Source organism: Mycobacterium sp. 1245852.3 (assembly GCF_001669335.1).
Classification (GTDB): Bacteria; Actinomycetota; Actinomycetes; order Mycobacteriales; family Mycobacteriaceae; genus Mycobacterium; species Mycobacterium europaeum_A.
The window spans coordinates 1-10,894 of sequence record NZ_LZLL01000243.1 but is presented as its reverse complement, the minus strand read 5'-3'; the positions used below and the strand labels follow the sequence as shown (position 1 = coordinate 10,894).

The window sequence follows — 10,894 nt, the reverse complement described above, 5'->3', positions numbered from 1 at the left end:
GCCGATGAGGTGACACTTGTCCCATCCGGGGCGGCGCGCGGCGGGCGAAAGACGCTGGCAGCGAAAGGCCTTTGCCATCGCGCACAGCTACCTGTGTAGTTCTCTTAGAGTTATCCCACGCGTTGCATAGATTGCTGAAGTAGTAGTTGAACGGTTACCTGCGGCGCAGTTAGCAACGTGTGGAACGTCATAGATTTGTAGTTGAACTGAACGCAAATTGTGCGTGTATTTGCCTGCGCCCCGGGGAAAGCTGGGTCGGACAGTCTAGGGGCGGAGGGGTCGAGAATGTCGAAGGTTGATGTCGCGGCGTTGCTTGCAGTGTGCGCGGCGCTGGCATCCGCGGTCGGCGACGTGATCCGGCAGCGCTCCGCGCACGAGATCACCGACAAGCCGGTCGGCCATCTGGAACTGTTCCGCATGTCATTGCGGGACGCCCGATGGTGGCTGGGCGGCCTGGCCGCGATCGCCAACTACAGCCTGCAGGCCGCCGCCCTGGCCTGGGGTTCGGTGGTGCTGGTGACCGCCCTGCAGGTGACCGCGCTGCTGTTCGCGCTGCCCATCTACGCGCGCCTCGCCCATCACCGGGTGCAACCCCGGGAGTGGATGTGGGCGCTCATCCTGGCGGCCGCGCTGGCGGTCGTCATCATCGTCGGGGATCCGGCGGCCGGCGTGCAGCGGGCGCCGCTGCAGACCTGGATCATCGTCGCCCTGGTGATGGTGCCGCTGCTGGTGGCCTGCGTGGTGACGGCGCGGCTGCGGGCCGGCAGCCCGTTCGCGGCCGTCCTGCTCGCGGTGGTGGCGGGCTCCTCGCTGGCGCTGTTTGCGGTGCTGACCAAGGGCGTCGTCGAGATGTCCGAGCGCGGCCCGGTGGCCGTGCTGACCTCGCCGGAGTTCGTGCCCTGGCTGCTGGTGGCCCTGTGCGGGATGATCTTCCAGCAATCGGCGTTCCGCGCCGGCGCGCTGACCGCGTCGTTGCCGACGATGACGGTGGCCAAGCCGGTGGTCGCCGGCCTGCTCGGGGTGCTGGTGCTGGGTGAGACGCTGAATGCCCATGGCCCCAAGGCGTTCGTGCTGGTGGGCGCGGTCGCCGTCGTCATCGGCGCCACGATCGCCCTGGCCCGCGGCGAGGCCGCCAGCATCGATCAGTCCGATTCCCGCGGAGACGGTGCCTCGCGAAAAGTGCCGCCCCGGGCGGCACCGACCGAAGGCGACTTCGGCCCCTTCAGTGACCGTCTGGTGGTGGCCGACACCTCCGGGTGGTGACCTTTGCGGCCACGTTAGTTTGGTGGCGTGCTCAGCGCGATCGCGATCGTCCCGTCGGCGCCGGTCCTGGTGCCCGAACTGGCCGGAGCGGCCGCCTCCGAGGTGGCCGAGCTTCTCGCCGCGACGCTTGCCGCGGCGGCGCTGTTGCCCAACCGCTGGGTGGCGATCGGAACGGGTCCTGACGACGACGAGTTCGGTCCCGACACCGTGGGCACGTTCGCCGGTTTCGGCGTCGACGTGCCCGTCCAGTTGTCTCCGCGGCCCCACGACGCCGCGACGCCGGTGCCGCTTCCCGTGTGCGCGTTGCTGGCCGGGTGGGTGCGTGGCCAGGCGCAGCCGCAGGCCAGCGCACGGGTCCGGGTTTACCGCGGCGACCGCGACGCCGCCGCCGCGTGCAAGCTCGGCAACCGCCTGCGCGCGCAGATCGACCGGTCACCCGAGCCGGTCGGGGTGCTGGTGGTGGCCGACGGCGCGAACACACTGACACCGGCCGCCCCCGGCGGGTACGACCCCGACAACGCCGCCGCGCAAGAGGCCCTGGACGACGCGCTGGCCAGCGGCGACGTCGCCGCCCTGCGCCAGCTGCCGGACCAGATCCTGGGACGGGTCGCGTTCCAGGTGCTGGCCGGCCTGGCCGGTCCCGGGCCCCGATCGGCCAAGCAGCTGTACCGCGGAGCGCCCTACGGGGTGGGTTATTTCGCCGGCGCCTGGCAGTTGTGACGGCCGTGCGCCCCCTGGCGATCATCGGGCCCACGGGCACCGGCAAGTCGCAGCTGGCCCTCGACTTCGCCGACCGGGTCGAGCGGCTCGGTGTAAGCGCCGAGATCGTCAATGCCGACGCCATGCAGCTCTATCGCGGCATGGACATCGGCACGGCGAAGCTGCCCGTCGAGGGCCGCCGCGGCATCCCACATCACCAGCTCGACGTCCTCGACGTCACCGAGACCGCGACCGTCGCCCGCTATCAAGGCGCCGCGGCGGCCGACGTCGAAGCGATCGCGGCCCGGGGCGCGCTGCCCGTCATCGTGGGCGGCTCGATGCTCTACATCCAGTCGCTGCTCGACGACTGGTCGTTTCCCGCCACCGATCCCGCGGTGCGCGCCCGCTGGGAGCAGCGGCTGGCCGAGGTGGGGGTGGGCGAGCTGCACGCCGAGCTGGCCCGGCGCGATCCCGCCGCGGCCGCGGCGATCCTGCCCACCGATGCCCGGCGCACCGTGCGCGCCCTGGAGGTGGTCGAGCTGACCGGTCAGCCGTTCGCCGCCTCCGCGCCGCGGATCGGCGCGCCGCGGTGGGACACGGCCATCGTCGGGTTGGATTGCGACACAACGATTCTCGACGACCGGCTGGCGCGGCGCACCGACGCGATGTTCGATCAGGGTCTGGTCGGCGAGGTAATCGGACTGCTAGAGCGGGGTTTGCGCGACGGGGTCACCGCGTCGCGTGCGCTGGGCTACGCGCAGGTGCTCGCCGCCCTGGATGCGGGCGGTCCCGCGGGCCCGGATGCGGATCGGCTGCGCGAGGCGCGCGAGCAGACCTTCGTCGGCACCCGCCGCTACGTGCGGCGCCAGCGGTCCTGGTTTCGCCGGGACCACCGGGTGCAGTGGCTCGATGCCGCCGATCGCGCCCCGCTCGTCGACGCCGCCGTGCGGGCCTGGCGCCACGTATCCTGAGCAGGTGAAATTCGCCAAGGGCCACGGCACCCAGAACGACTTCGTCGTGCTGGCGGACCCGCAGGCCCAGCTGAGCCTGACCGCGCAGCGGGTCGAAGCGCTCTGCGACCGCCGCCGCGGGCTGGGCGCCGACGGGGTGCTGCGGGTCACCACCGCCGGTGCGGCGCGCTCGGCCGGCGTGCTCGACCGGGTGCCCGACGGTGTGGACCCTGGCGACTGGTACATGGACTACCGCAACGCCGACGGATCGGTAGCCCAGATGTGCGGCAACGGCGTGCGGGTCTTCGCGCACTACCTGCGCGCCAGCGGCATGGAGTCCCGCGACGAGTTCGTGGTCGGGTCGCTGGCGGGCCCGCGGCCGGTCGTCGTGCACCGCGCCGACGCGACCACCGCCGACATCAGCGTCGACATGGGCAAGGCCAACACCCTGGGCCCAGGGAACGCGGTCGTTGGCGGGCGGCGGTTCTCCGGCCTGGCGGTCGACGTCGGCAACCCGCACCTGGCCTGTGTGGACCCGGATCTGACGCCCGACGCGCTGGCGGCGCTGGACGTGGCCGCGCCGGTCAGCTTCGACGCGACCCAGTTCCCGGACGGGGTGAACGTCGAGATCGTCACCGCACCCGCCGACGGGGCGGTGCACATGCGCGTGCACGAGCGGGGAGTCGGCGAGACGCGCTCCTGCGGCACCGGAACGGTGGCGGCCGCCGTCGCCGCGCTGGCCGGTGCCGGTGCGGCCACCGGCGCCCTGACCGTCCGGGTGCCCGGCGGCGAGGTCGTCGTCACCATCACCGAGGCCACCAGCTTCCTGCGCGGACCGTCCGTGCTGGTGGCCCAAGGAGAACTCAGCGAGGAATGGTGGCGCGAACAGCAGCGTTAAATCGAGTGCACAAAACCTTTTTCGCGTGCATCATCTTGTATTGCCTATGACACATCCCGAATTCCGCGATCACTCTCCGGCCGCACCGGAGCCCAGCACGGGCGAACTCGCCCTCGAAGATCGGTCGGCGCTGCGCCGCGTCGCCGGCCTGTCCACCGAACTCACCGACATCTCCGAGGTCGAATACCGCCAGCTCCGGCTCGAGCGGGTCGTCCTGGTGGGCGTGTGGACCGACGGCACCGCCGCCGACAGCGAGGCCAGTATGGCCGAGCTCGCCGCCCTGGCCGAAACCGCCGGCTCCCAGGTGCTCGAGGGGCTGATCCAGCGCCGCGACAAGCCCGACCCGTCGACCTACATCGGCTCGGGCAAGGCCCAGGAGCTCCGCGAGGTGGTGCTGGCGACCGGCGCCGACACCGTCATCTGCGACGGTGAGCTGTCCCCGGCGCAGCTGACCGCCCTGGAGAAGGCCGTGAAGGTCAAGGTCATCGACCGCACCGCGCTGATCCTCGACATCTTCGCCCAGCACGCCACCAGCCGGGAGGGCAAGGCGCAGGTCACGCTGGCCCAGATGGAATACATGCTGCCGCGGCTGCGCGGCTGGGGTGAATCAATGTCGCGGCAGGCCGGTGGACGCGCCGGCGGCAGCGGGGGAGGCGTGGGCCTGCGCGGTCCCGGTGAAACCAAGATCGAGACCGACCGGCGGCGCATCCGCGAGCGGATGGCCAAGCTGCGCCGCGAGATCAAGGACATGAAGCAGGTTCGCGATACCCAGCGCAGCCGGCGGGTGCACAGCGACCTGCCCGCGATCGCCATCGTCGGCTACACCAACGCCGGCAAGTCGAGCCTGCTCAACGCGCTGACCGGGGCCGGGGTGCTGGTACAGGACGCGTTGTTCGCCACCCTGGAGCCCACCACCCGGCGCTCCGAATTCGAGGACGGCCGGCCGTTCGTGCTCACCGACACCGTCGGATTCGTCCGGCACCTGCCCACCCAACTGGTCGAGGCGTTCCGCTCCACGCTGGAAGAGGTCGTCGACGCCGACCTGCTGGTGCACGTCGTCGACGGCTCCGACGTCAACCCCCTGGCGCAGATCAACGCGGTCCGCCAGGTGGTCTCCGACGTCGTCGCCGACTATGGGACCGACCACGACGGCGGCGCCCCGCAGGAGCTGGTGGTGGTGAACAAGGTCGACGCCGCAAGCGATTTGGCGCTGGCCAAGCTGCGCCACGCCCTGCCCGACGCCATGTTCGTCTCCGCGCGCACCGGCGACGGGATCGACGCGCTGCGCCGCCGGATCGCCGAGCTCGCTGTGCCCGCCGACACCGCCGTGGACGTGGTGATCCCGTACCACCGCGGCGACCTGGTGGCGCGCCTGCACGCCGACGGACGCGTCCAGACCGAGGAGCACAACGCCGAGGGCACCCGGATCAGGGCCCGGGTCCCGACGGCCCTGGCCGGCCGGCTGCGCGAGTTCTCGGCCGACTAACGGGCGTTTGCCCCACGACCGGGCGATGTGCTGCGTCGCGGCGCCCGAGACCCCCGACGAGGGCGGTAGCCGACCCCGCCAGCCGCCGACCAACCGTCCGGTTGGTATATGTTGGGCTGCAGAATCCCAGTCGCCGGAGGTCTTCCATGAGCAGCGCCATCAAATACCAGCGCACTCTTTTCGAGTCAGAGCACGACCTGTTCCGTGAGTCCTACCGGGGCTTCCTCGAGCGCCACGTCGCGCCCTATCACGACGAGTGGGAGAAGGCGAAGATCGTCGACCGCGGCGTCTGGCTGGAGGCCGGCAAGCAGGGCTTCCTCGGCATGGCGGTGCCCGAGGAGTACGGCGGCGGCGGCAACCCCGACTTCCGGTACAACACGATCATCACCGAGGAGACCACCGCGGGCCGCTACAGCGGCATCGGTTTCGGCCTGCACAACGACATCGTGGCGCCGTACCTGTTGGCCCTGGCCACCGAGGAGCAGAAGCAGCGCTGGCTGCCGAAATTCTGTACCGGAGAGTTGATTACGGCGATCGCGATGACCGAGCCGGGCACCGGCAGCGATCTGCAGGGCATCAAGACCCGCGCGGTCAAGCAGGGCGACCATTACGTGCTCAACGGGTCAAAGACGTTCATCACCAACGGAATCAACTCCGACCTGGTGATCGTGGTCGCGCAGACCGACCCGGAAAAGGGCGCACAGGGCTTCTCGCTGCTCGCCGTCGAGCGCGGCATGGAGGGCTTCGAGCGCGGCCGGCACCTGGACAAGATCGGGCTGGACGCCCAGGACACGGCCGAGTTGTCGTTCACCGACGTGCACGTGCCGGCCGAAAACCTGCTGGGCCAGGAGGGTATGGGGTTCATCTACCTGATGCAGAACCTGCCGCAGGAACGGATCTCAATCGCCATCATGGCGGCCGCGGCCATGGAACAGGTGCTGGAGCAGACTCTGCAATACACCAAGGAGCGCAAGGCATTTGGCAAGCCGATCGGCAGCTTCCAGAACAGCCGGTTCGTGCTCGCCGAGCTGGCGACGGAGGCGACCGTGGTCCGCATGATGGTCGACGAGTTCGTGCGCCTGCACCTGGACCACAAGCTGACCGCCGAACAGGCCGCGATGGCCAAGTGGTACTGCACCGAAAAGCAGGTGCACCTGATCGACCGCTGCCTGCAGCTGCACGGCGGTTACGGCTACATGCGTGAATATCCCGTTGCCCGTGCCTATCTGGACGCGCGGGTGCAAACCATCTACGGCGGCACGACCGAGATCATGAAGGAAATCATCGGCCGCAGCCTCGGTGTATAGCGTTTCGTTTGCTGGGTAGCTTCGGCAGCCGCGGTCGAATTTGTCGACCAGCGGTCGGTGCGGGCGTGAATTCGGTGGTGGTTCCCATACCGTCGGCGGATGTGTCTCGGTTACGCCGGGCGCGTCGTCGCGCATAGTCAGGCCCGCGATCGCCCCGCGAGCGACGCCTCCTGCACCGCGGGCGGCCGCGTCCGGCGCAATTCGGCTGTGCGAGTCGGCAGTCCGGCGGCGTTCCTCGAGCGCGCGCTCCGGCCGCTTTTCTGTGCGATATCCGCAACACCGCGCGAACGGTGGCCCGGCGGGTCGCGATTGGGCCATGGGCACGCATCATTTCGACATCGGTGTGGTATCCGTTTTTGTAAAATTCGTGATTTGACTTCGCATTTCTTGTTGGTTGGAGCAAAGTTATGCGAGCCCGGCGGTAAGGCTGATCGTGCGCGGGTCCATTTTCCGCGCAAGCACGGCCCGCTCGCCGGTTATGCAGGTAAGGGCATAGCCGCAGATAGATCCCTATCCGCCGGCTGGGAGGCTTGGTGAAGGTGCAGAGAGGTCACATGCGCAAGCTGATCGGAAGCGCGCTGGTCAGCTTGACGACCACCGCACTGGCCGCCGTGCTGCTGGCCCCCACCGCGGTAGCGAGTCCTATCGGCGACGCCGAAGCCGCGATCATGGCCGCCTGGGACAAGGCCGGCGGCGACACCTCACCATTGGGCGCTCGCAAGGGCGACGTGTACCCCGTCGGGGACGGTTTCGCCCTGGACTTCGACGGCGGCAAGATGTTCTTCACCCCGGCCACCGGAGCCAAGTTCGCCTACGGGCCCGTCCTCGACAAATACGAGCAGCTCGGCGGGCCGGCCGGCAGCGACCTGGGCTTCCCGACCATCAACGAAGTGCCCGGTCTATCCGGCCCCGACAGCCGGGTGATCACCTTCTCGGCCAGCGACAAGCCGGTGATCTTCTGGACACCCGAGCACGGCCCGTTCGTGGTGCGCGGCGCGCTGAACACCGCCTGGGACAAGCTGGGCAGCTCGGGCGGGGTGCTGGGCGTGCCGGTCGGCGACGAGACCTACAGCGGCGAGGTGTCCGCGCAGAAATTCAGCGGCGGCCAGGTCTCGTGGAACCGGCAGACCAAGCAGTTCACCACCGAACCGCCGGCGCTGGCCGACCAGTTGAAGGGCCTGCAGGTGGCGATCGATCCCACCGCGGCGATCAACACGGCGTGGCGCGCGGCGGGCGGACCCAGCGGGCCGTTGGGCGCCAAGCAGGGCGGCCAATATTCCGTCGGCGGTGACGGGATCGCTCAGAACTTCGCCGGCGGAAAGGTGTTCTTCACGCCGGCCACCGGCGCGAACGCCGTCGAGAGCGACATCCTGGCCAAATACGAGTCGCTGGGCGGCCCGGTGGGCAGCGACCTCGGATTCCCCACCACCAACGAAACCGACGGCGGCATAGGCCCTTCCAGCAAGGTCTGCACCTTCTCCGCCGCCGACAAGCCGGTCATCTTCTGGACGTCGGAGCACGGCGCGTTCGTCATCCGCGGCGCGATGAAGGCGGCGTGGGACAAGCTGCGCGCCCCCGCCGGCAAGCTCGGCGCGCCGGTCGGCGACCAAACCGTGAACGGCGACGTGATTTCGCAGCAGTTCACCGGCGGCAAGATCTCATGGAACCGGGCCAAGAACACGTTCAGCACGGAACCGGCCAACCTGGCGCCCCTGCTGTCCGGCCTGCAGGTGTCGGGTCAGAACCAGCCCAGCAATTCGGCCATGCCGGCGCACGCCAAGAAGTTCACCTGGCACTGGTGGTGGCTGATGGCCGCCATTCCGGTGTTGGTGCTGCTCGTACTCCTGGCGTGGGTGCTGTTCGGCTGGCGCCGGCGCCGGCCCGGGCAACCCGACGTTGCGGGCTATGCGCCCGACCGCGGCCGCGACTTCGGCTACGACGCCGACGGCCCGTGGGGGCACGACGATTCCGAGCACGACGCCGAGTCGTTCGCGCCGCTGAGCGCGCCGGCCGAACCGGCGCCGGACGTCGGGCGGGTCAGCTGGCAACGTCAGGCTCCGGCCGAGAGCGATTACGGATTCGAGCAGGACGACCCCGACGCCGTCGACACCGACTCCATCCCCGTCGTCTCCGAGGAGATGCTGCCGGAGGCCGACTATCCCGCCGCCGAGGCCGACTACACCGACTACGCCGACGAAGTCCCCGAGCTCGCCGAGCCCGAGACCGCGGACGACGCGGCCTACGTCGACGCCGAGGACCCCGACGCCGACTACGCGCGGGAGGCCTACCCGGACGACGAGTATCCCGACGTCGTCGTTCCCCGCACCCCGCCGGACACCGACGCCGTGACCGGCGCCCTGGCGACCGCCGAGCCCGAGGACGACTACCTCGACGTCGCCACGCCCGAGCCCGATGTCGAGTCGGGGGCCGACAGCGCCACGGGAGCCGACGCGGCGGACGCCGTGGGCGCCGGTGCGGTCGCCGCGGGGACGCCGGCGCGTAGCGGTCGGCACGCCGCCGCCGACGACGCCGAGGACGGCTCGGAAAACGGTCTGGCGGGCCCGGACGGCCGGCCGACGATCCATCTGCCGCTCGACGACCCGTACCAGGCGCCCGACGGATACCCGATCAAGGCCAGCGCCCGTTACGGGCTGTACTACACGCCGGGCAGCGACCTGTATCAGGACACGCTCGCCGAAATCTGGTTGTCGAGCGAGGAAGTCGCGCTGGCCAACGGCTTCACCCGGGCCGACTGACTCCTCGCGCGTCAGACCTTGCGGATGACCGTGACGACCTTGCCGAGCACGCTCGCGTCGTTGCCGGGGATGGGGTCGAACGCCGGGTTGTGCGGCATCAGCCAGACCTGACCGCCGGCGCGTTTGAAGGTCTTGACGGTGGCTTCGCCATCGAGCATCGCCGCGACGATGTCGCCGTTGTCGGCGACGTTCTGCTGACGCACCACCACCCAGTCGCCGTCACAGATCGCGGCGTCGACCATCGAATCGCCGACCACCTTGAGCAGGAAAAGCGTTCCCTCGCCGACCAATTCGCGCGGCAGGGGAAAGACGTCCTCGACGGCCTCCTCGGCCAGGATCGGTCCGCCCGCCGCGATACGCCCGAGCACCGGGACGAACGTGGGTTCGGGCAGGGCATCCGAGCCGGCCACCTCGGTGGCGGGCGCCGCCACCTCGTCGTCGGCCCCGCGGACATCGACCGCTCGCGGACGATTGGGATCGCGCCGCAAGTATCCCTTGCGCTCCAGGGTGCGCAGCTGGTGTGCCACTGATGAGGTCGACGTCAGGCCGACGGCGTCGCCGATCTCGCGGATGCTCGGCGGGTAGCCGCGGCTGGTGACCGACGCGCGGATGACATTCAGAATGGTGCGCTGCCGCTCGGTCAGCGAAGGATCCACGGAGTGCAACCGGCCTTCGGGGCCGGGCGGAGAAATGTCGTTGCTGTCGCCCATGGCACTGAATGTAGCCGCCCGACGAACAAGAATCAAACATGTGTTCGAGTGGCGTGTCGCCCTGGATGGAACGCCGGCGGAGAAGGCCCAAAGTCGGGTGAATCACAAATGTGTAACTCTTCGGGATATCGGGTATTTGGGCCTCGTGACAGTGGTAGAGGCCGACGAACTTGTCGGTGGTGTGATCTAGCGTTTGCTCGTGCGACACGCTTCGCTCAAATGTTCGGGTTTCGAACACACAAGCGATTAGTGTCGAACACACGAGCGAGAGCTAGTTGACCGGAGGAACGAAGATGACAGTCATCCACACGCCTGCGCCGCGTATCAGCAGTCTTCGGCGCCCGATCAACGGACCCGTCCAAGGCGTTCGGTACGGACGTGACGGACTGGCCCGGTCTCGCAGGCCCGCGCCGGCCCGCCCGGCGGGTGCGGCGACGCGCTACTACGGCACCGGGGTGGCGATGTCGGTCGCTCCGCACCGCAGGCGCGCCACCACCTGGGCGTCGACGATCGGGCTGGCAGTGGCCGCCGGGGCGATCACGCTGTGGCTGGGTCTCGTCGCGAACGTCGGCCAGGTGCTCAACGGCGACTCCGCCAACTCCGCGGCCCACGTTCCCGACCGGCTCGCGGTCGTCCGCGTCGACGCGGGGGAGTCGCTGCAGGACTTCGCGCACCGGGTCGCGCCCGACGCGCCGACCACCCAGGTCGCCGACCGTATCCGCGAACTCAACGACCTGCACTCGCCCAACCTGATGGCCGGCCAGACCCTGATCGCTCCGGTCGGCTGACAACCGTTGTGCGAAAACGGCTTCGTTAGCCGTGCAG

Annotated in this window: 9 protein-coding genes; 8 read left to right on the top strand and 1 reads right to left on the bottom strand. The window is 69.5% G+C overall.

What is annotated here, in order from left to right:
* Positions 1-285 precede the first annotated feature (285 nt).
* The 7 genes from A9W96_RS10860 (at position 286) to A9W96_RS10830 (ending at position 9,359) form a co-directional block, all read left to right on the top strand.
* The gene (locus A9W96_RS10860) at positions 286-1,263 is read left to right on the top strand and encodes a DMT family transporter (RefSeq protein WP_066860762.1); all 978 of its coding nucleotides are present in this window, start codon (positions 286-288) and stop codon (positions 1,261-1,263) included.
* A gap of 27 nt (positions 1,264-1,290) precedes the next feature.
* A complete protein-coding gene (locus tag A9W96_RS10855; protein WP_067139655.1) occupies positions 1,291-1,983 on the top strand; it encodes a hypothetical protein in 693 nt (230 codons plus the stop codon).
* Between the two features lie 5 nt (positions 1,984-1,988).
* Positions 1,989-2,933, top strand: a complete 945-nt coding sequence (gene miaA / locus A9W96_RS10850) for a tRNA (adenosine(37)-N6)-dimethylallyltransferase MiaA (protein WP_067139661.1) — start codon at positions 1,989-1,991, stop codon at positions 2,931-2,933.
* Between the two features lie 4 nt (positions 2,934-2,937).
* Complete coding sequence (gene dapF / locus A9W96_RS10845) at positions 2,938-3,810, top strand: diaminopimelate epimerase (RefSeq protein WP_067139658.1); 873 nt, start codon at positions 2,938-2,940, stop codon at positions 3,808-3,810.
* A 46-nt stretch (positions 3,811-3,856) separates the two neighbouring features.
* Positions 3,857-5,296, top strand: a complete 1,440-nt coding sequence (gene hflX / locus A9W96_RS10840; RefSeq protein ID WP_066879749.1) for a GTPase HflX — start codon at positions 3,857-3,859, stop codon at positions 5,294-5,296.
* 146 nt (positions 5,297-5,442) lie between these two features.
* Positions 5,443-6,603, top strand: coding sequence for an acyl-CoA dehydrogenase family protein (locus A9W96_RS10835; protein ID WP_007774924.1), 1,161 nt, complete (start codon positions 5,443-5,445; stop codon positions 6,601-6,603).
* A 554-nt stretch (positions 6,604-7,157) separates the two neighbouring features.
* Entirely contained in the window at positions 7,158-9,359 is a 2,202-nt protein-coding gene (locus A9W96_RS10830; RefSeq protein ID WP_067139652.1) for an LGFP repeat-containing protein, read from the top strand.
* An 11-nt stretch (positions 9,360-9,370) separates the two neighbouring features.
* Here A9W96_RS10830 and lexA read toward each other — a convergent pair whose 3' ends face one another.
* Positions 9,371-10,069: a transcriptional repressor LexA gene (gene lexA / locus A9W96_RS10825; protein WP_066860750.1), complete on the bottom strand. Its 699-nt coding sequence runs from the start codon at positions 10,067-10,069 to the stop codon at positions 9,371-9,373.
* 293 nt (positions 10,070-10,362) lie between these two features.
* Between lexA and A9W96_RS10820 the strand changes: the two genes are divergently transcribed.
* The gene (locus A9W96_RS10820; RefSeq protein WP_066860747.1) at positions 10,363-10,857 is read left to right on the top strand and encodes a LysM peptidoglycan-binding domain-containing protein; all 495 of its coding nucleotides are present in this window, start codon (positions 10,363-10,365) and stop codon (positions 10,855-10,857) included.
* The last annotated feature ends 37 nt before the right edge of the window (positions 10,858-10,894 follow it).

What these genes read in the sequence shown, in the direction of transcription:
- A9W96_RS10860 (WP_066860762.1), top strand. Translation starts at nt 286, where the DNA reads ATGTCGAAGGTTGATGTCGCGGCGTTGCTTGCAGTGTGCGCGGCGCTG.
- hflX (WP_066879749.1), top strand. Translation starts at nt 3,857, where the DNA reads ATGACACATCCCGAATTCCGCGATCACTCTCCGGCCGCACCGGAGCCC.
- A9W96_RS10835 (WP_007774924.1), top strand. Translation starts at nt 5,443, where the DNA reads ATGAGCAGCGCCATCAAATACCAGCGCACTCTTTTCGAGTCAGAGCAC.
- A9W96_RS10830 (WP_067139652.1), top strand. Translation starts at nt 7,158, where the DNA reads ATGCGCAAGCTGATCGGAAGCGCGCTGGTCAGCTTGACGACCACCGCA.
- lexA (WP_066860750.1), bottom strand. Translation starts at nt 10,069, where the DNA reads ATGGGCGACAGCAACGACATTTCTCCGCCCGGCCCCGAAGGCCGGTTG.
- A9W96_RS10820 (WP_066860747.1), top strand. Translation starts at nt 10,363, where the DNA reads ATGACAGTCATCCACACGCCTGCGCCGCGTATCAGCAGTCTTCGGCGC.